Source organism: Tabrizicola fusiformis (assembly GCF_013328815.1).
Lineage (GTDB): Bacteria > Pseudomonadota > Alphaproteobacteria > Rhodobacterales > Rhodobacteraceae > Fuscibacter.
The window spans coordinates 21,471-41,576 of the sequence record NZ_JABUHN010000003.1 but is presented as its reverse complement, the minus strand read 5'-3'; the positions used below and the strand labels follow the sequence as shown (position 1 = coordinate 41,576).

Below are 20,106 nucleotides of genomic sequence, written 5' to 3'. Positions count from 1 at the left end.
TTCCCCGGCCGTCAAGCATGGCGCAACCTCGGGTTCAGCGCGGCATAGGCCAGATCGACCAGCAGATTAACTGCGGTAAAGATCGCCGCGAACAGGATCACGATGCCCTGAATCAGCGGCAGGTCGCGGTTGATCACCGCATCAATGGCCATATTGCCAAGCCCCTCATAGGAAAACAGCCGCTCGATGATCACCGTGCCGCCGATCAGAAAGGTGAACTGCACCCCCACCAGCGTCAGCGTCGGCAGGATGGCATTGGGCAGCGCCTCGCGCAGGATCACATGGTTCTCGCCGTAACCCTTGGTGCGGGAAAGCGTCACATAATCCAGATGCATGGTTTCCTTCAGGCTCTGCTTCAGGAGCTGCCCGATGATCGCCGAAAGCGGGATCGCCAGCGCCAGCGCCGGCATGAACATATGCGCCACGATGTCGGCCCACAGGTCCAGCCGCAGCCGGATCAGGCTTTCGAACAGGTAGAAATTGGTGACGAAGGGCAGGTCCAGACTGGGCGTTACCCGGCCCGAGATGTGAAATATCGGCACCAGCACCCCGAACATCAGGATAAGCACCAGCCCCCAGAGGAAATCCGGCACCGACAGCGCCATGCCATTGGCCACGTCGATCGCCCCCTCGGTCCGGGTGCCGCGCAGCCGCGTGCCGGTCAGCGCGGCAAAGCCGCCGATGATCACCGCCATCACCAGCGCCATCACCGACAATTCCAGCGTGGCCGGCAACCGGCCCAAGACCAGCGCCAGCACCGGCTGCCGCGTGGTGATCGAGGTGCCGAAATCGCCCTGCAACACGCCGCCCGCCCAGATCAGGAATTGCTGCGGAATGGATTTGTCCAGCCCGTAGAGCGCCGAAAGCCGTGCCACATCCGCCTCGGTCGCGCCGGGCGGCAGCATCATGGCAATGGGATTGCCGGGCACCACCCGGATCACCACGAAAACGATCACGGCCACCCCGAACAGCGTCACCGCCGTCGTCGCCAGCCGCATCAGAAAGGTCCGCAAAAGCCGCATCCGCCCGCCCCAAAAGAAAGGCCCGCAAGCCCTTTTATCTGTCTGAAAATATCCCACGGGGGTCCGGGGGTGTGAAACCCCCGGTCCGCCCTTGGCCGCGCTTACGCCCGCTTCATCAGATGCGGCAACAGCGCGCCCGAGGCATGGGGCGTCACCACCACACCCGGCGCGTGCAGGATCGGCTGCACATATTGCAGAAGCGGGATGGCCAGCGCGTTTTCGGCAACGAACTTGTCCACCGCTTTCCAGCCTGCAATCCGCTTGGCCTCATCCGCCTCGCCCCACAAGGGGCCGATCATGTCGATCAGATCCTGCCCGTCCCAGACCGAATGCGGGCTGGGGCCGAACATGGCAAAGCCGGTCGAGGTCGTGGGGTCGCCCACCGAATTGCCCCAGTTGTAGAAGGCGGCCGGGGCAAGCTGATCTGCCGCGCGCAGCTCGTAGTGCTTGGCGATTTCGTAGACTTCGATTTCCGCCTCGATCCCCACCTTGCGCCACAGGCCCACGATGGCCTGGATCATCTCGTAATCCTTGGGCTTGAAGCCCTTGGTGGTCTGGATCTTGAACTTCACCGGATTATCAACAGAGTAGCCCGAGGCCGCCAGCAGCTCCACCGCCTTTTCAGGGCTGTATTCCACGGTGATCGAGGGGTCATAAGCCTCATACTCCGGGGTTTGCAGCGTGTCGATCTTGACGCCGTATCCCGACAGCAGCCGGTCGATGATGGTCTGCTTGTCGATGGCATGGGCGGCGGCCTTGCGCACGTTCGGGTCGGTCATCACCTCGATATCGTTGAGGAAGATCATCCCGATATCCGAAATCGGGGTGGCGACCCCGGCCAGCGGCCCGCCCTTCAGACGGTCGTATTCCTCATAAGGCATTTCCAGCGTGACATGGGCATTGCCCGATTCCACTTCCGCCACCCGGGCGGCGGCGTCGGGCACGAACTTGATCGTCACGGTCTTGAACTCGGGTGCGCCGCCCCAATAGTTTTCATTGGCCTTCAGCCGCACGAAGGCATTGCGCTCGAATTTCTCGACCATATAGGGGCCGGTGCCGATCGGGGCGGCCTCGAACCCTTCGGCGCCGACTTTTTCGTAATAGGCTTTCGGCAGGACATAGCCGGTCAGGAAATACATCCATTTGAAGATCGTCGGATCGAACTGGGTCACATCGGCGATGACCTTGTTGCCTTCAACCCGGTGATTGGCCAGCGTGCCCCAGACGAACTGAATCGGGCTGCCGGTTTCGGGGTTGGCGACGCGGGCAAGGCTCCACGCCACATCCTCGGCGGTGAAGTCCGAGCCGTCATGCCATTTCACGCCTTCGCGCACGGTCATCCAGACCTGTTTCTTGTCCTCGCTCCAGCCCCATTCGGTCAGCAGGCCCGGCGCCGGTTTCAGGTCGGGCTGTTGCAGGATGTATTGGTCGAAGACCGACTGATAGAGGCCCTGAATCGTGGGGTTCACCGCGCTCGGACCCACGGTCGGATCCCAGGAGGGCAGGGTGACGTTATAGGCGATCACCAGCTCGTCAATGGCTTGGGCGCGGGCGGGCAGGCCCGTGATGCCCAGCGCCATGGCGGCGGTGGACAGCTTCAAAAGGCTGCGGCGGTTGAGGTTCATGGTCGTTTCCCTGTTGGTTGTCATTGTTTTCGTTCAGTTTCCGGCAAGCTTGCGGGCCAGAAGATACCCCGGCCCCGCCCCGGTTCCCGCCCCGGGCCAGACGGCGGCCCCGGTCAGATGCAATCCCGGCACCGGGGTTGTGCCATCGGCATGGCTCCGCGCCGGGCGGAAGAGGAAGTTCTGCGCAAGGTGGTGGCTGCCGCAGACCTGATCGCCGCCGACGAGATTGGGGTTATCCGCCTCAAGCTCGGCCGGGGTGACGATGCGGCGGGCGAGGATTTTCGCCCGCGTGCCCGGCGCGTGGGAGTCCAGAATATCCAGCGCCCGTTCGGCAAAGGGTTCGGCGGCGCTGGCCCAGTCGGCCGCCGCGATCTGCCCCGCCGCGTCGCCGGTGATCGTGCCCGGCGCCATGCGGACCTGCACCCACAGCACATGCTTGCCTTCGGGCGCGCGGGAGGGGTCCACCACGGTCGGCTGACCCACCACCAGCAGGGGGCGCGCGGGCAACAGCCCTGCCTTGGCCTGCGCATAGACCTCGGCCATCTGGTCAAGGCTGTCGCCCAGATGCACATAGGCAAAGCGTTGCAGCGCGGTGCCCGCCCGCCAGTCGGGCAGGCCGTCCATCGCCAGATGAATCATCATCGTGCCGGGCGCATGGGCATAGCGGGTCATCGCGCCGTCAAAGGTGGGTGTGGTGGCCCCGGTCAGCCGGGGCAGGGCGCGCGGTGCGACACCGGCAATCACCGCCTTGGCCGCCTTGATCACCCGCCCGTCGGCCAGCTCCACGCCCGAAGCCCGCCCGCCTTCGCGCAGCACGCGCGCCACCGGGGCGTTGCATTCCACCACGCCGCCGCGCGCCCGGATGGCTGCGACCAGCGCCTTGACGATCGTATCCGCCCCGCCCGCGCCGATCGCCATGCCGAACGCCTGCCCGGCCATGCCTTCAAGATAGGGAAACATCGCGCCGCCCGCGATATCGGGGGCAAAGTCCAGATGCATCCCCCAAGCGCCCAGCAGGGCGCGGGTCTGCGGATGGACAAAGGTTTCTTCCAGCCACTGGCGCGGGGAGGAGAGCAGAAAGCGGGTGAAATCCATCGTTCCGGCCAAGCCCTTGGCGCGGAACGTTTTAAACATGAAATATGCAAGCGCACGGGTTTTCATCGGGCTGCCCAGAAGCCCGAACAGATGCGGCGCCTGCGCCCCGAAGCCGGCGACAAGGCTGCGCCAGGTCGCGGCATCGGCGGCGGAAATGCGGGCGATCTGCGTCGCTGTTTCCTCAAGATCAGTCGAAACGCCCAGCCAGTTGCCATCCGAGAAGGACGACGAGAACGGCCGCGACACCGGCGCGAAGGCGCAGCCGTGCCCGGTCAGTTCGGCCCCATACTGCTTGAAAAACGGGCTTCCGGCGAAGAGGGACAGGTTCATCGCCGCCCAGTCATGGCGAAAGCCGGGCAGGGTATATTCCCCGGTCTTCACCGCGCCCCCCGGTTCTGCCGCCTGTTCAAAGACCGCCACCCGCCAGCCTTTGGCGGCCAGATGCAGGGCGGCTGCCAAGCTGTTGTGGCCCGCACCGATCAGCACGGCGTCGAACTGCGTCAAATCGTGTCTCCCCGTTTATCGTTGCGATGATATTTGCAAATGCATTTAAATCTGTCTAGCATGATTCTCACCGGCGGCGGGCAAGAGGGCGTCTTCTTTCCGTCTTCCCTCCGTCTCCACGAAACAGGCGCGAAACGCGCGACAGGGAGAGTGACATGACATCAGCAACTGTGTTGACCCAGCTTGCGGGCCTACTGGCCTCGGGTGGGGTCGAGGTGGTGGATTGCTCGGGCGTGCTGGGGCCGGAAACCCCGCTTCTGAAATTGCCGCCGGATTTCGCCAAGGACACCCCGCCGATCAAGATTCACCGGATCAGCGAATATGATCAGGACGGGCCGTTCTGGGCCTGGAACTGGCTGGAACTGGGCGAACATTCCGGCACCCATTTCGACGCGCCGCATCACTGGATCACCGGCAAGGAATATCCAGACGGCTATACCGATTCGCTGGACGTGCAGCGGCTGGTGGCGCCGGTCAACGTGCTGGATTTCAGCCGTGAATGCGCCGCCGACCCGGACTTCCTGCTGACCGTCGCCCATGTGCAGGATTGGGAGGCCAAGCATGGCCCGATCAACGAAGGTGAATGGGTTGTCCTGCGCTCGGACTGGGACAGGTTCGCCGATGACGAGGCGGCCTTCCTGAATGCCAACGAAACCGGCCCCCATACCCCCGGCCCGACCCCCGAGGTCATTCAATACCTGATCGCCAAGGGCATCGTCGGCTGGGGCAGCCAGTGCATCGGCACCGATGCGGGGCAGGCGGGCGGCATGACCCCGCCCTATCCGGCGCATAACCTGTTGCACGCCAACAACCGCTTTGGTCTGGCCAGCCTTGCCAATCTGGGCAAGCTGCCGCCGAAGGGTGCCATCCTGATTGCGGCTCCGCTCAAGATCAAGCGCGGCACCGGCTCGCCCATCCGGGCGCTGGCCCTCGTGCCGAAGGCATAAGGCGATGCGGCCGGATCACGTCATCATCGGGTCAGGCATCAACGGCCTTGTGGCGGCGGCTTTGCTGTCGCTCAAGGGCCGAAAGGTGCTGGTGCTGGAGCGGGAAGAGCGTCTGGGCGGTTGTCTGCACAGCGCTGAAATCACGTTGCCCGGTTTTCAGCATGATGTGATGGCCGCAACCTTTGTGCTGTTCATGACAAGCCCGGCGGGGGCCACCCTTGGCCCCCATCTGGCGCGGCATGGCTTTGACTATTGCCACACCGCCCATCCGACTGCGGTTTTGCGGCCGGATGGGTCGTCGCTGGTTCTGACGATGGACCATGCGGCGAATGTCGCGGCGTTCGAGGCGCTGGCGCCGGGGGATGGTGCGGCGCTGTCGGCGGATACCGGCGGGATCGGGGCGGATGCGCCGTTTCTCTTTGCGCTTCTCGGCGGCAATCTGTGGAGCTGGGGCACCGCGAAACTGCTGTTCGGGCAGGCGCGCAAGCGGGGCCTGCGCGGGCTGGCGGCGTGGTTCGGGCAGGCTTTGACCCCGGCGCGCGGCTGGCTGGAAACCTCGTATCAAAGCCCCTTGGCGCAGGCGCTGTTCGCGCCTTGGGTGCTGCATTGCGGGCTGACACCGGAAAGCACCTATTCCGGCCAGATGGGCAAGGTGATTGCCTTTGCACTTGAGGCCGCCGGGGCGCCGATTGCCAAGGGCGGTGCGGGGCAGGCGGTGGCGGCCTTTCGCGCGCTGATCGAGGAACAGGGCGGCACCTTCCGCACCGGCGCCGATGTGGACCAGATCGTGGTGAAGGACGGCAAGGTGACGGGCGTCGCCTTGACCGGGGGCGAGGTGATTCCCTGCGCCTCGGTCCTCGCCTCGGTGGCGCCGGGGCAGTTGCAGAACCGCCTGCTGCGCGAGGTGAACCTGCCCGAAGATCAGGCGGCGGCGCGGAAATTCCGCCATGGTCGCGGCGATTTCCAACTGCATTACGCGCTGGACCGGGCGCCTGAATGGCTGACCCCGGGGCTTGAGGATGTGGCGCTGATCCATCTGGCCGATGGCATCGATTCCGTCTCGAAATCCGCGAATGAGGCGGAGCGGGGCCTGTTCCCGGCGGCGCCGACGATCTGCGTCGGCCAGCCCAGCCGGCTGGACCCCGCACGCTGCCCCGAAGGCAAGGCCATCCTCTGGCTGCAAATCCCCGATGCGCCCCGCGTGATCAAGGGCGATGCGGCGGGCGAGATAGCGGCGACCGACTGGGACAGCGCCAAAGAGGCGTTCGCCGACCGGATCGAGGCCATTCTTGCGCGCCATATCAAAGACTTTGACCAGATCAAGCTGGCCCGGACCGCCTGTTCGCCCGCCGATCTGGAACGGATGAACGTCAACCTTGTCGGCGGCGATCCCTATGGCGGGCAATGCGGCATCGACCAGTTCTTCCTCTGGCGGCCCTATCCCCATGCGGCGGACAAGGTGCGCGGGCTGATCCATATCGGCGCCTCGACCCATCCCGGCCCGGGGCTGGGCGGCGGTTCGGGGTATCTTGCGGCGAAAAGGCTGGGCGCATGAATGACGAAAGCCCCCCCGCCGCGCCGCGTCTGGGCGAGATCGGCCTGACCAATTACGCGCCCTATCTGATGAACCGGATCATGGGGCGCTATAACGCCAGCCTTCGCGAGGAAATGGCCCAGCTTGGCCTGTCCACGCCCAAGATGCGGGCGCTGGCGGTGCTGTCGGTGATCGAGGGGCCGCTGATCCGCGAACTGGCGATCTATGCCGTGGTGGAGCAATCCACCCTGAGCCGCGCGCTGGATCAGTTGCAGGCCGACGGCCTGATCCGCCGCGAGACTGATGCCGAAGACAGTCGCGCCACGCGGGTCTTCATCACCGAAGCCGGGCGGGCCTCGTTTGAAACGCTCTGGCCCCATATGGCCGCCGCGCAGGACCGCATGTTCCGCGGCATTCCCGACACCGAAAAGCGGGCTTTCGTCGGCACCTTGCAAAAGATGCTGGCCAATATCCGCAAACACGAGATTTGAACCATGGCAGAACGGTCGTTCAAGGCAGAGGTCGAGCATCTTCGCAAGGGTGCGGGTGACACCTTCACCGGCGAGGGGATTCTCGCCATCACCAAGGCCCTCCTTGAAAACGGGGTGGGCTATGTCGGCGGCTATCAGGGTGCGCCGATCAGCCATCTGATGGATGTGCTGGCCGATGCGCAGGATTTGCTGGGCGAGCTTGGCGTGCGCTTTGAGGCGAATGCGAATGAGGCGGCGGCGGCGGCGATGCTGGCGGCCTCGGTGCATTACCCGATCCGGGGGGCGGTGACGTTCAAAGGCTCTGTCGGGGTCAATGTGGCCTCGGATGCGCTGGCCAATCTGGCGTCTTCGGGGGTGACGGGCGGTGCGCTGATCATCGTGGGCGAGGATTATGGCGAAGGTTCCTCAATCATGCAGGAGCGCAGCCATGCCTTTGCGATGAAATCGCAATTCTGGCTCTTGGACCCGCGCCCCAACCTGCCCTCGATCACCAAGGCGGTGTCGGACGGGTTCGAACTGTCGGAAGTGTCGAATACCCCGGTCATGCTGATGGTGCGCATCCGGTCCTGCCATGTCTCGGGCAGTTTCCAGACCCGCGACAACCAGCGGCCCAAGCTGTCGGTGAAAGAGGCGCTGTCGAACCCGCGGTCGGATTTCGCCCGGGTGGTGCTGCCGCCGATGTCCTATGCGCATGAACAGGACAAGATAAAGAACCGCTGGCCCGCCGCCGAGAAGTTCATCCGCGACCGCGGCCTGAACGAACGCTTCGGCCCGGCGGTGGCGCCCGTCGGCATCGTATTGCAGGGCGGCATGTATAACGGCGTGATCCGCGCGTTGCAGCGGCTGGGGCTGGCCGATATCCACGGCCATTCCGAAGTGCCGCTTTATGTGCTGAACGTCACCTATCCGCTGGTTTGTGATGAGTTTCTGGCCTTCTGCGAGGGCAAGGATCAGGTTCTGGTCATCGAGGAAGGCCAGCCCGAGTTCATCGAACAGCAACTGACCACCTACCTTTACCGCGCGGGTTCGGCGGTGAAGCTGCGCGGCAAGGATATTTTCCCGATGGCGGGGGAATATACCGGGCAGGTGATGCTGGACAGCATCGGTGACTTCCTGAAACAGGCGGCACCGGCGCTGCTGGCCGCCGTCCACCGGGCGCCGAACGAAGACCGCCCGCAGATCCCGGACCTGACGAAAACCGTGCCGATCCGCCCGCCGGGGTTCTGCACCGGCTGCCCGGAGCGTCCGATCTTTGCCGCGATGAAGCTGGTGCAGAAGGAAACCGGCAAGTTGCAGATCACCGCCGATATCGGCTGTCACCTGTTCGCCGCGCTGCCGCCGTTTGAAATCGGTGGCGCCACCATGGGTTACGGGCTTGGCCCCGCTGCCAATGCCGCCTTTGACGGCGGCGGTGAGCGGCGCCCGGTTTCGGTGATCGGCGATGGCGGGTTCTGGCACAACGGGCTGTCGTCCAGCTTTGGCAACATGGCCTTCAACAAGTCGGATTCGGTCGCGGTGATCGTGGACAATTACTATTCCGCCGCGACCGGCGGGCAGGATGTGATGTCCTCGCGCGCCGACAATGCGACCAAGGCGACGAAGAACCCGATCTCCAAGGCGCTGAAAGGCATCGGCATCAATTGGGTGCGTGAAGTGAACCGCACCTATGACGTGGGCCATATGCGCGATGTGCTGCGCGAGGCGCTGACCACCAAAACGCCGGGGCCCAAGGTGATTGTCGCCTCGTCCGAGTGTATGCTGAACAAGCAGCGCCGCGAGAAGCCGCTGGCGGCACAGGCGATCAAAGAGGGGCGCCGGGTGGAAACCCCCCGCTTCGGCGTGGATGAGGCGATCTGCACCGGCGACCATGCCTGTATCCGGCTGTCGGGCTGTCCGTCCTTGTCATTGAAAAAGCTGGATGATCCGTTGCGGGATGATCCTGTGGCCTCGATCGACCAAAGCTGCGTCGGCTGCGGCAACTGCGGCGAGGTTGCCGATGCCGCCATCCTTTGCCCGTCCTTCTACGAGGCGCGGGTGGTGCATAACCCCACGAAATGGGAGGTGCGCCTTGCAGCCTTCCGCACCCGCATCATCGGCTGGCTTCAGGCCCGCCGCTCTGCCCGTCGTCTGAGCTTTGAGGTCTGAGCCATGACCCTGCATGAAACCCTGCCGCAGAAATCCGCCGACCCGCGGCTGTCGGGCATCATCAAACTGGCCGTGCTGGCCGTGGGCGGGCAGGGCGGCGGCGTCCTGACCGGCTGGATCGAGGATATGGCCCGCGCCAATGGCTATGCCGCGCAATCCACTTCGGTTGCCGGGGTGGCGCAGCGCACCGGCGCCACGGTCTATTATCTGGAAATGGCGCCGATGGCGGGGGGCGTGCCCGTCTTCTCGCTGATGCCGGCGGCGGGCGATGTCGATATCATGATCGCCGCCGAGATGATGGAGGCCGGGCGTTCCATCATCCGGGGGTTTGTGACGCCGGACCGTACCACGCTGATCGCCTCAACCCACCGGGCGCTGGCGGTGTCGGAAAAGATGGCGCCGGGCGATGGCATTGCCAGTTCCGCCGAGGTGATGGCAGCGGCGGATATTGCCGCCCGCCGCTTCATCGCCGCCGATTTCGACGCGCTGGCGATCCGCAACGGCTCGGTGATTTCGGCAAGCCTGTTCGGGGCGCTGGCGGGGTCGGGCGCGCTGCCCTTCCCGCGTGAGGCGTTCGAGGCCGCGATCCGCGCCGGGGGCAAGGGCGTGGAAGGCTCGCTGCGGGCCTTTGGGGCCGCCTATGACGCGGCACAGGCGCCTGTGGTGGCGACCGCGCCGGTCAAGGCTGCTCCGGCTGCCCCGGCGGTCAAGGGTCCGGCCCGTCTGACGGCGGTATGGGCTGCGCTGGAGGCGCGCGTTATGGCGTTGCCCGCGCCGGTGGCCGATATGGCGCTGGCGGGCCTGCGCAAGGTGGTGGAGTTTCAGGATCTGGCTTACGGCGCAGAATACCTTGACCGGCTGGACATTGTTCTGGCCCGCGACAGCGCGGCGCAAGGCCACGTGCTGACGCGCGAGGCGGCGAAATACATTGCCAATGCCATGGCTTATGACGATGTGATCCGGGTGGCCGACCTCAAGACCCGCGCGCCCCGCCTTGCCCGTATCCAGAGCGAAATGCGGGTGAAAGACGGCAATCTGATGCAGCTCACCGAATATCTGCATCCGCGCGCCGAAGAGATTGCCGGGCTTATGCCCGCCCGCATGGGAGCGAGGGTGCAGGCCAGCCCGGTCTGGATGGCGCGGCTGGACCGCTGGTTCAACAAGGGCCGCCGGATGCGCAGCGACAGCCTGCGCGCCTTTCTGGCGCTGTATCTCTTGGGTGGTCTCAAGGGCTGGCGCCGCCGGACGCTGCGCCACGCCGAAGAGCGGGCGCATCTGCAAGACTGGCTGGACCGCGCGCTGGGTTACCTGCCGCGCTATGACCTCGCGGTCGAGGTGATCCGCTGCCGCCGTCTGGTGAAAGGCTATTCCGACACCCATGCGCGCGGCTTGTCCAAGTTCGACCGGGTGCTGGAGGGGATTGCGCTGGTGGCTGGCCGCGAGGATGGCGCCGACTGGGCGCGGCGCCTGCGCGAGGCGGCCTTGCAGGATGAAGAGGGCAAGGCGCTGGACGGGGCCATCGCCACGATCCGCAGTTTCGCCTGAACGGCGGCAACCGGGGCCAAAGTTCTTGGAAGAATTTTGCAAGTTTCTTCCAAGAAACTTGCAATTTCCTTGGAAGGAAATTGGGCAGGGGGCTTGCGCCCCCTGAATTCAGCGGATGCCGGCTTTCTCCAGCCGGGGCAGAACTTCGTCGCGGAAATAGGGAAATTCCTCGATGTAATCGACGAAAGACAGCGTGGTCCCGGCAAAGCCCGTCTTGTGCAGCTTGAGAATGCCCTCGGCCACCTGATCGGGCGTGCCAACCAGGGGGAAGCCGCCATGACCCATGGCGAACAGATGCTTGATCTGTGCCAGAAGGTCATGCGGAAAGCTGTGGGCATGGGCGAATTGCAGGTTCACCAGATTGTCCACCGCATCGGTATCGGCATTCTCGACAGCGGTGTAATGCAGGAACTCCTGCGCCTCTTTCTCGGTCGGGCGGCAGATCACATGGGAGAAGGTCAGCACATCCACCTTGCGCCCCTTGGCCGCCGCCTGCGCCTTCAGCTCGGCAATCTCGCCGACAGAGCGGCTGAGGTCGATGGCCGGCGTGAAGAGGAAATCGGCATTGTCGGTGGCAAAGCCCCGTCCCTGCGGGCTGCCCGCCGCGTTGATGATCGGCACGCCGTCCCGGATCGGCTTGGGGTCGCCCTTGACCTTCTTTGCCTTGAAATACTTGCCGTCCCAGTCGAAATGCGCGTCCGAAGTCCAGAGCTTGCGGATCAGGTCATACCATTCCTGCGCATAGGCATAGCGGGTTTCGTGATCGTCGGGCAGGCTCAGGCCCAGTGCTTCATATTCCGGCTTGTTCCAGCCTGCCACGATGTTCAGCCCGGCCCGGCCATGGCCGATCTGGTCGATGGTGGCGATCTGCTTGGCCACCACGACCGGGTGGTTGGCGGCGGTATGGATGGTGGCGAAAACCGCGATGTTCTTCGTCGCCGCCAAGAGGCCCGCGGCCCAGGTCATGGTTTCCAGCACGCCGCCGTGGAAATCCGTCTCGCCGCCGTAACCGATCCAGCGCGCGATGGGCAGCATGAAGTCGATCCCCGCCGCATCCAGCATCTGCGCCAGTTTCAGGTTGTTGTCCCAACTGTTGTTCCAGCGGGCGGCGATCTTGGTGGGCGTCATGCCCGAAGAGCAATTGGTCGAGAAGGTGCCAAGGCGAAAGCGGTCGCCCGAGAGCATCGGGTGTTGGGGCATTGGGATCATCCTGTTGGGTTAGGTTTTATTTTATGTTTGAAAGTCTATCGTAAATTCGCATTGCGTCAACGGTCTCGTGCAGGTCAGGATGGGCGCCGGGAGGGCCTAAAGCGATGGCCGAAAAAAAGGTTCAAATTCAAAATGATGCCGCGGCGGCTGCCCGGCCGGGCATCGACTATCACTGGCATCTGTCGCAGGGTCCGGCCGAGGTCGAGACGACCGAGCTGGAATTTGCCCTGATGCGGACGTTTGAGGGATTCGGGCGCTGGCAATCGGAATGCCTCGCCTCAGTCTGCGATCTGGCGGCGACGGGGCCGGAAAATGCCATGCTGCACATCATCCGCATGAACGACCGGCCCAAGACGCTGAAGGATCTGGCGCGGCTGACCAACCGCGACGACGTGCCGAACATCCAGTATTCGCTGCGCAAGCTGATCGGTGCCGGGCTGGTGCTGCGCAAGGGGGCAGGGCGCTCTGGCGTGACCTATGAGGTGACGGAAGAGGGGCGGCGGGTGACCGATGATTACGGCGCGCTGCGGCGGGCGCTGCTGATTGCGGCGGTGGGCAATGTGCCGGGCTTTGCCGCCCGGCTGGCCGAAGCCACCCGGACGCTGAACCTGCTTTCGGGGATTTACGAGGAAATCTCGCGCGTCGCGGCCACCCACCGGCGGGGGTAGGGGGCAAGGTGCGTGCAAACACGCGGCCCCCTACAACGGCAACAGCCGATGGAACCGCGCCTGCTCGTAAACCAGCGCCGGTGCCTCGGCGCTGGCAAGGTTCACGATATGGCCGATGAAAACGGTATGCGAACCGGCATCCGTGACCTCTGCCACATCGCAGGAAAACTGCACCACGGCGCCCGCCAGCAGCGGCAGGCCACGGGCATCGGCCTGCCAGTCGCCGGTGTCAAACTTGGCAGCGCCGGTGGCGCCACCCATCCCGGCGAATTGCAGTGCCACCGCCGCCGCCCCTTCCGTCAGCAGGCTGACGTTGAAGCGCCCGGTTTCGCGCACGGCGGCACAGGTGCCGGTCTTGCGGTTCAGGCAGACCAGCAGGCTGGGCGGTTCGGCGCTGACCGAACAAACGGCGGTGGCGGTGATGCCGCGCCGCTCGCCCTCGGCGGTGCAGGCGGTGACAATGGTCACCGCCCCGGGGAACCGCGCCATGGCGGCGCGGAAGCTGCCGATATCGACCGCCACTCCCATCTCAGGCCGCCTTGAGGTCTTCAAGATAGGCTTCTGCCGCCGCCGGATCGGCGAACCACGGGAAGAAATCGCGCGGATCGTCAAAGCCGTTGGCCATGCGGTGTGCCAGCCGCGGCTCGGCGCAGGCGGTGCCCATGATGTTCAGGATAAAGGGTGGCGGCGGCAGGAGGAGCATGTTGGTCCAGCCCACCACCCATTGCGCATAGTCCCAGAACGCCTCGAATGTGCCCTGCATGAACGCCTCGTCAAACGGCCGGTTGCCATGGGCGACAATCCGTTCCAGATAGACCGCCGCCGCCTTGGCCGCATTGTTCGACCCCTGCCCGGTGATCGGATCGTTCAGGCAGACGGCATCGCCCAGACCCAGCACCTTGCGGCCCGAAGGCAGGGTGGCCACGGGATGGCGGATCGTCGGGGCAAAGCGGCCCGCCAGAATGCCGTTGTCATCGGTCAGTTGGCAGTCCTTCGACCGCTCATATTCCCAGGGCAGGAAGGTCTTCAGAATCTCCAGCGACTTGGCCAGATGTGCCTCGGGCGTGGTGACATCGCCCCAGCAATCCATCGGGCCGCCGGGGATGCCTTCGAACACCATGATCTCGCAAGGCCCGGTGGTGGTCAGCGCCGGGAAGACGAAATATTCACCCACCCCCGGGATCAGGTTGAACTCCACCGCCGAATGCGGCTGGCGCGGGGTCATGCCGGTGACATAGGTCAGGGCCAGCGCCCGCATCGGTTTGTCATAGGCGGAGCGTGCGGCATCGCGGGTGAACATCCGGCCGACCTCGCCCTTGCCCGAGGCCACGATCACCAGATCATCCTCGGCGGCATAGCCATCAATCTCGGCAATGCCGGCATCGGCAATCACCATCTCGCCGCCCAGCCGCTCAAATTCCTCCATCCAGCGCGGGATTTTCACCCGTTGATCCACCGATTGCGCGTCATGGTCCAGCCGCGCCGCCCAGTCGATCACCTTGCTGCCTGATCCATCCGGGTTCGGCACGATGAAGTTGATGCCCTGCACCGGCGGGCACTCTTTCGCCCAGAAGTCGATGCCAAGCGCGGCCTCATGCGCCAGCGCGTTGGAAAACATGCACTGGCTGGACAGAACCTTGCCCGCGGCAATCTCGGCCCCGGTGCGGTTCTGCACGATCCGCACCCGATAGCCTTGCTGCAACAGGCCGATGCCCAGTTGCAGACCCGACTGGCCGCCGCCGATGATGGTGATCTTTCTCATTCTTGTCTCCCTGTTTTCATCTTGGCCCAAATATCCCCGCCGGAGCCCCGGCCGGGGCAGGGCATTACGCCATCAGTTTGGGAATTGCGGGCACCGCCTGTTCCGGGCCCATGGCGGTATATCCGCCGTCCACACAGATATCGGTGCCGGTGATGAAGCTGGCCGCGTCCGAACACAGGAACAGCACCGCCTGCGCCACCTCCTCGGGGTCGGCCACCCGGCCCAAAAGGTGGAAGGGTGCTGCCACCGCATCGGTTTTCGCCCGGTCGCCGCCGGTCAACTGGTCCATGATGTTGCTCCATGTCCAGCCCGGCGAGACGGCATTCACCCGGATGCCTTCGGGCGCCAGATCCATCGCCTGATTGCGGGTCAGTTGCAGGATCGCGGCCTTCGACACCGGATAAAGCCAGCGCCCGGTCTGCGCGACGCGGCTGGAAATCGAGCCGAAGTTGACGATGGCGCCCTTGTTCTTGGCCAATTCCGCCCGCGCCGCCTGCATCAGCATGACCGAGCCGACGATGTTCACATCCAGCGCATCCAGCCATTCCGCCCGGGTCGAGGCGGCGCCATTGTCCAGATAGGTGCAGGCGACATTGACCAGAAAGTCGATCCGCCCGAACCGCTCTTTCGTCGCCGCCACCAGCGCGGCAATCTGGGCATCGTCGCGCAGGTCGCAGTTCTGGAAACCCACGTCGGAGGAGAATCCCTCACCGGGCGCGAGGTCGGCCACCATCACCTCGGCCCCCGCCGCGCGGAAGCCATCAACCACCGCCCGTCCGATCTTGGTCACCCCGCCCGGCACGATGGCAACCTTGCCCGCAAGACCCTTCATGGCATTCTCCCTGTTATTGCTTTGGGTTTGAAGGAATTGTGACCGCTCCCCTGCGATCCGCTATCCGCAGGGCGCGCGGCCTATCCGAAAAACGAAAAAATCGTGACTCCGGGGCGACGGATTGGCGCGCCGGATCGGCCCGGGCCGTGTTACGCTGACCCCAGCCAAGGGAGTCCCGATGACGGCCACCCATTTCCCCGCGCCGCTTGCCGGCCATGCGCTGTTTCGCACCCGCGACCTTGATGAGGCGCGCGAGCGGGTGGCGGCGGTGTTCTGTCCGCACCGGCTTGAGACCGAGGGGCGGCAGGCGGGGTTTGATGCAAGCCACCACCATCTGCCCGGACAGCGCCTGTCGCTGAACTATATCGAATATGGTGCCCGCACCCTGATTGCGCCGGGGGAACTGGGCGGGTTCTACCTGCTGCAAATCCCGCTGTCCGGCGGGGCAGAGATTTCCAACGGCGCGGGCCGCTATCTGTCCAGCCCGGCGCAGGCGGCGGTGCTGAACCCGCATCTGCCGACCCGCATGGTCTGGGAGGCGGGCACGCGACAGGTTCTGGTGCAGATCGCCCGAGCCGCCATGCAGGACCATCTGGCGGCGGCGCTCGGTGGCGCTTCGGACCGACCCCTGACCTTTGAAGGTCCGCTCGACCTGACCACGGGGGCGGGGGCGGCGCTGAAGCGGCTGGTCCTCTGGCTGGTGGCCGAGACCGATGCGGGCAGCCCGCCGATCGGCCCCAGCCTGATGGCGCGGCAGATCGAAAGCACGGTTCTGTCGGGCCTGCTCGAGGCCGGGCGACACGATCATGCCGCCCTGATGCAGCGCCACCGCGCCGCACCCCGCCCGCGCCACCTGCGGCTGGCCGAAGGGTTCATCGCCGCCCATCTCGATCAGCCGATCACATTGGAAGAGGTGGCCGCCGCGGCCGGGATCAGCCCGCGCGGGTTGCAACTGGCCTTCCGCGCCCATCGCGGCACCACGCCGCTCGGCTTCTGGCGCGAGGCGCGGCTGGCCCGTGCCCATGCCGATCTGACGGCCGCCGCCCCCGGCACCACCGTCACCGAGGTCGCCCTGCGCTGGGGTTTCAGCCATTTCGGCCGCTTCTCGGAACTCTACCGCGCCCGCTTTGGCCTTTGCCCGCGCGACACGCTGCGCGCCGCGACAGGGCAGGGTGACGAAAGCTGATTCCGTGTTAGCATCCGGCATCCATCGGGAGGGTGCGGCATGGGTGACGGGGTTCGGGTGCTGGTCGGCACCACCAAGGGGGTATTCATTCTCGACGGCGATGCCGCGCGGCAGGACTGGCAGGTCAGCGGCCCGCTCTGCGAGGGCTGGCCGATCAACCATGTGATCGGCGATCCCGCTACCGGCACGCTCTGGGCGGCGGGGGGCGGCGACTGGCACGGGGCCGGGGTGTTCCGCTCGACCGATGGCGGGGCGACATGGGCGCTGTCCAAACTCTCCAACGGTCAGGCGGATGTCTGGCTGGCCGAAAACCCCGAAATGGCCACCTATACCGGCATGACCGCCGCCCCGCCCGCCCCCTATACCGGCAGCGTCAAGGCGATCTGGTCGCTGCACCGGGCGGGGGGCATTCTTTATGCCGGCACCAAACCGGCACAGCTTTTCGCCAGCCATGACGACGGCGCAAGCTGGACCCTTGTGCAGGGCCTGTCGGACCACCCCTCTGGCCCAAGCTGGGAGCCGGGTGGCGCGGGGCTGGTGCTGCATACGATCATCTCTGACCCGTCCAATCCGGCCAAACTCTGGGTCGGCATCTCGGCCGCCGGGGTGTTCGCCACCGAAGACGGCGGCGCCACCTGGGACCGGCGGAACCGCCGCGCCAATGAGGCGACCGAAGATGATCACGGCGCCTGCGGCCATGACGTGGGCTTTTGCGTTCACAACATGGTGCGCGCGCCGGGGCCGCTGCCGGGTGCCGACCTGCTCTATCAGCAGAACCACCACGGCGTCTTCCGCAGCCCCGATGGCGGGCGCAACTGGGTGGAAATCACCCAAGGTCTGCCCTCTACCTTCGGCTTTCCGATTGCCGTGCATCCGGCCGATCCGCAAACCCTCTGGGTGCTGCCGCTGAACGGCGATACCAAGGGCCGCTTTCCGCCCGATGCCGCCGCCAAGGTCTGGCGCTCACGCGATGGCGGCGCAAACTGGCAGGCGCTGGACAACGGCCTGCCGGGCAAGAATTGCTTCTTCACCGTGCTGCGTCAGTCGATGGCGACCGACCGGCAATCCCCCGCCGGGGTCTATTTCGGCACCAACAGCGGCTCGGTCTTTGCCACGGCGGATGAGGGCGACCAGTGGACCGAGATTGCCCGCCACCTGCCCACGGTCCTCTGTGTCGAGGTGCTGGAACCCGCCTGACGCCCCCGGCTTTCATCTTGGCTCAAATATCCCGGGGCCCGGGGCCGCGCCCCGGACATCGGCCAGTATCAGACCGCCAACAGTTCCAGCGCCACCCCTTGCCCGACGCCGACGCAGAGCGTGACCAGCGCAGCGGCACTGCCGCCCTCGGCCAGTCGCCGCGCGGCGGTGCCGGCGATGCGGGCGCCGGACATGCCCAAGGGATGGCCCATGCTGATGCCGCCGCCATGGGCGTTCACGCGGGCGTCGTCATCGGCCAGACCCCAGGCTCGGGTGCAGGCCAGCGCCTGCGCCGCGAAAGCCTCGTTCAGCTCGATCACATCCATGTCGCCCGGTCTGCGGGCGCCGCGCGCCACCAGCCGCTCCACCGCCGCCACCGGCCCGATGCCCATGACCCGCGGCGCGACCCCCGCCGAAGCCGCCCGCCCGACCCGGGCCAGCGGCTGCAAGCCGAACCGCTTCACCCCTGCCGCCGAAGCAAGGATCAGCGCCGCCGCTCCGTCATTCACGCCTGAAGCATTGCCCGCCGTCACCGTGCCGCCCTTGCGGAACGGCGCGGGCAGGGCTGCCAGTTTCTCGATCGTGGTGGCGCGGGGGTGTTCGTCGGCATTGACCACCGTATCGCCCTTGCGGCCCCGGAGGGTGGCCGGCAGGATATCGCTTGCGTGCCAGCCCGCATCATAGCGCGCCTGCGAGCGCAGCGCGAAAGCATCCTGATCGGCGCGGGAAATGCCATGGTCGGCGGCCACATTCTCGGCGGTTTCCGGCATGGATTCAACGCCATAAGCCTGCGCGATCCGGTCATTCACAAAGCGCCAGCCGATGGTGGTGTCATGTATCTCTGCCGCGCGGGCAAAGGCGGTTTCCGCCTTGCCCAGAACGAAGGGGGCGCGGGTCATGCTTTCGACCCCGCCCGCGATCACCAGATCGGCCCCGTCACGCACCGCCCGCGCCCCCGCGATCACCGCATCCAGACCCGAGGCGCAAAGCCGGTTCACCGTCAGCGCCGGCACCGTTTCCGGCAGGCGCGACAGCAGCACAGCCATCCGCGCCACATTGCGGTTATCCTCGCCCGCCTGATTGGCACAGCCGAAGATCACCTCATCCACCGCCAGCCCGGGGTGCAGGTCCAGCAGCCCGTCGATCACATGGGCGGCCATATCGTCGGGCCGCAGCATGGCCAAAGCGCCGCCGTGGCGGCCAATCGGGGTGCGGCGGTGGGAGCAAAGGAAAACCTCGGTCATGCGGCAAGCTCCGGTGCGGGGGCGTAACGGCCCTTGAGCGATGTTGCCGCCTCAAGGGCGGCGAGGGTGGCGCGGATCGTGGCGGCGCCGTGGTGGTCCAGCATCCCGAACGGTCCGCGCGGGAAGTTGAGGCCAAGCTTCAGGGCGGTGTCGATGCCGTCGCGCGTCACCCCGCCCTCGGACAGAAGCCAGCAGGCTTCGTTCACCAAGGCCGCCTCGATCCGCGCCACAATGGAGGCAGCATCCGGGGGAACGGGCGCGGCTTCACCTTTAAAGGTGAAGCCGCGCCCGGTCTTGGCCCCCAGCGCGCCCGCGGCCACCTGCGCCCGCAGCGCGGCAAAGACGTGATAGCGCGGATGGCCGCCCATCGCCGCCGACAGCCCCTCGGTCGCGGCAAGGTTGATGTCGGCACCGATCAGATCGATCAGGGCGAAGGGGCCAAGGCGATAGCCTGCGGCCTGCATGGCGGCGTCAATCTCGCCCGGGCTGCGGCCCTCTTCCAGAAGCGCCAGCGCCTCGCCATAGAACGGGCGGGCACAGCGGTTGACGATGAAACCGGGTCGGTCGGGGGCGTTGATCACGGTCTTGCCGGCCGCCTCTGTCACCTGCCGGGCAAGGGCCAGCGCCTGCGGGTCGCAGCCCACAGGACCGATCAGTTCGACCAGCTTCATCACCGGCGCCGGGTTGAAGAAATGCAAGCCCAGCAGCCGTTCCGGCCGCGCCAGCCCCGCCGCGATCTGATGCACCGGAATGGAAGAGGTGTTGGTGGCCAGCACCGCTTCGGGCGCCGCCGCGGCAAGGGCTGTGAAAAGCGCCTGCTTGGCGTCCAGCCGTTCGACAATCGCCTCGATGATCAGGGCGGCGGGGGCGAATTGATCGGCGCTGTCGATCACGGTGACCCGCGCCAGAAGGGCATCGCGTGCCTCATCCGTCATCGCGCCCTTGGCGACGCGGGGGGCAAGGGCTGCGGCCAGCCGGGCAAGGGCGCTGCCGCGTGCCGGGCCGTGGGCATCGGTTGCCAGCACGGAAAATCCTGCCTGCGCATAGGTTTGCACGATGCCAAGGCCCATGGTGCCAAGGCCCGCCACGCCGATGATCAT

General features: G+C 65.9%; 17 protein-coding genes. 8 read left to right on the top strand and 9 right to left on the bottom strand.

Translation table 11 applies throughout. The annotated features are described in order from the left end of the window. Positions 1-11: 11 nt before the first annotated feature. From HS053_RS05055 to HS053_RS05045, 3 genes are all read right to left on the bottom strand, one after another. Positions 12-1,022, bottom strand: a complete 1,011-nt coding sequence (locus tag HS053_RS05055; protein ID WP_174210135.1) for an ABC transporter permease — start codon at positions 1,020-1,022, stop codon at positions 12-14. A gap of 101 nt (positions 1,023-1,123) precedes the next feature. Further along, positions 1,124-2,647 (bottom strand): ABC transporter substrate-binding protein, encoded by a 1,524-nt coding sequence (locus HS053_RS05050; protein ID WP_174210134.1) that lies wholly within the window; start codon positions 2,645-2,647, stop codon positions 1,124-1,126. 33 nt (positions 2,648-2,680) lie between these two features. Continuing rightward, on the bottom strand, positions 2,681-4,246 hold the full coding sequence (locus HS053_RS05045; protein ID WP_174210133.1) for a phytoene desaturase family protein: 1,566 nt from the start codon (positions 4,244-4,246) through the stop codon (positions 2,681-2,683). Between the two features lie 155 nt (positions 4,247-4,401). Here HS053_RS05045 and HS053_RS05040 point away from each other — a divergent pair, with 155 nt between their 5' ends. From HS053_RS05040 to HS053_RS05020, 5 genes are read left to right on the top strand one after another with little or no spacing between them, the layout of a single operon-like run. Then, a complete protein-coding gene (locus tag HS053_RS05040) occupies positions 4,402-5,193 on the top strand; it encodes a cyclase family protein (RefSeq protein ID WP_174210132.1) in 792 nt (263 codons plus the stop codon). A 4-nt stretch (positions 5,194-5,197) separates the two neighbouring features. Then, positions 5,198-6,748, top strand: a complete 1,551-nt coding sequence (locus HS053_RS05035) for a phytoene desaturase family protein (RefSeq protein ID WP_174210131.1) — start codon at positions 5,198-5,200, stop codon at positions 6,746-6,748. Continuing rightward, positions 6,745-7,218: a MarR family winged helix-turn-helix transcriptional regulator gene (locus HS053_RS05030; protein ID WP_174210130.1), complete on the top strand. Its 474-nt coding sequence runs from the start codon at positions 6,745-6,747 to the stop codon at positions 7,216-7,218. Before HS053_RS05035 ends, HS053_RS05030 begins: the two co-directional genes overlap by 4 nt. A 3-nt stretch (positions 7,219-7,221) precedes the next feature. Then, positions 7,222-9,363 (top strand): thiamine pyrophosphate-dependent enzyme, encoded by a 2,142-nt coding sequence (locus HS053_RS05025; RefSeq protein WP_174210129.1) that lies wholly within the window; start codon positions 7,222-7,224, stop codon positions 9,361-9,363. A 3-nt stretch (positions 9,364-9,366) separates the two neighbouring features. Then, a complete protein-coding gene (locus tag HS053_RS05020) occupies positions 9,367-10,908 on the top strand; it encodes an indolepyruvate oxidoreductase subunit beta family protein (protein WP_174210128.1) in 1,542 nt (513 codons plus the stop codon). A gap of 108 nt (positions 10,909-11,016) precedes the next feature. Here HS053_RS05020 and HS053_RS05015 read toward each other — a convergent pair whose 3' ends face one another. Then, a complete protein-coding gene (locus HS053_RS05015; RefSeq protein ID WP_174210127.1) occupies positions 11,017-12,108 on the bottom strand; it encodes an LLM class flavin-dependent oxidoreductase in 1,092 nt (363 codons plus the stop codon). Between the two features lie 113 nt (positions 12,109-12,221). On the opposite strand from HS053_RS05015, the gene HS053_RS05010 reads away from it, so the two are divergent. Further along, positions 12,222-12,785 (top strand): winged helix DNA-binding protein, encoded by a 564-nt coding sequence (locus HS053_RS05010; RefSeq protein ID WP_174210126.1) that lies wholly within the window; start codon positions 12,222-12,224, stop codon positions 12,783-12,785. A 30-nt stretch (positions 12,786-12,815) separates the two neighbouring features. On the opposite strand, the gene HS053_RS05005 is transcribed toward HS053_RS05010, so the two are convergent. The 3 genes from HS053_RS05005 to HS053_RS04995 all read right to left on the bottom strand — a co-directional run bounded on the left by HS053_RS05005 (position 12,816) and on the right by HS053_RS04995 (position 15,379). Next, entirely contained in the window at positions 12,816-13,307 is a 492-nt protein-coding gene (locus HS053_RS05005; RefSeq protein WP_174210125.1) for a flavin reductase, read from the bottom strand. Between the two features lie 7 nt (positions 13,308-13,314). Further along, complete coding sequence (locus HS053_RS05000; protein ID WP_174210124.1) at positions 13,315-14,547, bottom strand: styrene monooxygenase/indole monooxygenase family protein; 1,233 nt, start codon at positions 14,545-14,547, stop codon at positions 13,315-13,317. Between the two features lie 64 nt (positions 14,548-14,611). Then, positions 14,612-15,379, bottom strand: a complete 768-nt coding sequence (locus tag HS053_RS04995) for an SDR family oxidoreductase (protein ID WP_174210123.1) — start codon at positions 15,377-15,379, stop codon at positions 14,612-14,614. A 178-nt stretch (positions 15,380-15,557) separates the two neighbouring features. On the opposite strand from HS053_RS04995, the gene HS053_RS04990 reads away from it, so the two are divergent. Both HS053_RS04990 and HS053_RS04985 read left to right on the top strand, forming a co-directional pair. Further along, complete coding sequence (locus HS053_RS04990; RefSeq protein ID WP_174210122.1) at positions 15,558-16,565, top strand: AraC family transcriptional regulator; 1,008 nt, start codon at positions 15,558-15,560, stop codon at positions 16,563-16,565. Between the two features lie 39 nt (positions 16,566-16,604). Beyond that, positions 16,605-17,762: a WD40/YVTN/BNR-like repeat-containing protein gene (locus HS053_RS04985; RefSeq protein WP_174210121.1), complete on the top strand. Its 1,158-nt coding sequence runs from the start codon at positions 16,605-16,607 to the stop codon at positions 17,760-17,762. Between the two features lie 68 nt (positions 17,763-17,830). Here the strand turns inward: HS053_RS04985 and HS053_RS04980 are convergent, their stop codons facing one another. Together HS053_RS04980 and HS053_RS04975 are read right to left on the bottom strand one after the other, a co-directional pair. Further along, positions 17,831-19,006 carry an acetyl-CoA C-acyltransferase gene (locus tag HS053_RS04980; RefSeq protein ID WP_174210120.1) on the bottom strand — a complete coding sequence of 392 codons (1,176 nt, stop codon included), beginning with the start codon at positions 19,004-19,006 and terminating at the stop codon, positions 17,831-17,833. Next, positions 19,003-20,106 carry a 3-hydroxyacyl-CoA dehydrogenase gene (locus HS053_RS04975; RefSeq protein ID WP_174210119.1) on the bottom strand — a complete coding sequence of 368 codons (1,104 nt, stop codon included), beginning with the start codon at positions 20,104-20,106 and terminating at the stop codon, positions 19,003-19,005. The genes HS053_RS04980 and HS053_RS04975 overlap by 4 nt, the downstream gene beginning before the upstream one ends.

Bases quoted from the DNA above. Each gene is read 5' to 3' on its own strand.
- HS053_RS05010 (WP_174210126.1), top strand. From the start codon at position 12,222: ATGGCCGAAAAAAAGGTTCAAATTCAAAATGATGCCGCGGCGGCTGCC.
- HS053_RS05015 (WP_174210127.1), bottom strand. From the start codon at position 12,108: ATGCCCCAACACCCGATGCTCTCGGGCGACCGCTTTCGCCTTGGCACC.
- HS053_RS04980 (WP_174210120.1), bottom strand. From the start codon at position 19,006: ATGACCGAGGTTTTCCTTTGCTCCCACCGCCGCACCCCGATTGGCCGC.
- HS053_RS05055 (WP_174210135.1), bottom strand. From the start codon at position 1,022: ATGCGGCTTTTGCGGACCTTTCTGATGCGGCTGGCGACGACGGCGGTG.
- HS053_RS05025 (WP_174210129.1), top strand. From the start codon at position 7,222: ATGGCAGAACGGTCGTTCAAGGCAGAGGTCGAGCATCTTCGCAAGGGT.
- HS053_RS04975 (WP_174210119.1), bottom strand. From the start codon at position 20,106: ATGATCATCGGCGTGGCGGGCCTTGGCACCATGGGCCTTGGCATCGTG.
- HS053_RS05035 (WP_174210131.1), top strand. From the start codon at position 5,198: ATGCGGCCGGATCACGTCATCATCGGGTCAGGCATCAACGGCCTTGTG.
- HS053_RS04995 (WP_174210123.1), bottom strand. From the start codon at position 15,379: ATGAAGGGTCTTGCGGGCAAGGTTGCCATCGTGCCGGGCGGGGTGACC.
- HS053_RS04985 (WP_174210121.1), top strand. From the start codon at position 16,605: ATGGGTGACGGGGTTCGGGTGCTGGTCGGCACCACCAAGGGGGTATTC.
- HS053_RS05050 (WP_174210134.1), bottom strand. From the start codon at position 2,647: ATGAACCTCAACCGCCGCAGCCTTTTGAAGCTGTCCACCGCCGCCATG.
- HS053_RS05020 (WP_174210128.1), top strand. From the start codon at position 9,367: ATGACCCTGCATGAAACCCTGCCGCAGAAATCCGCCGACCCGCGGCTG.
- HS053_RS05040 (WP_174210132.1), top strand. From the start codon at position 4,402: ATGACATCAGCAACTGTGTTGACCCAGCTTGCGGGCCTACTGGCCTCG.
- HS053_RS04990 (WP_174210122.1), top strand. From the start codon at position 15,558: ATGACGGCCACCCATTTCCCCGCGCCGCTTGCCGGCCATGCGCTGTTT.
- HS053_RS05000 (WP_174210124.1), bottom strand. From the start codon at position 14,547: ATGAGAAAGATCACCATCATCGGCGGCGGCCAGTCGGGTCTGCAACTG.
- HS053_RS05030 (WP_174210130.1), top strand. From the start codon at position 6,745: ATGAATGACGAAAGCCCCCCCGCCGCGCCGCGTCTGGGCGAGATCGGC.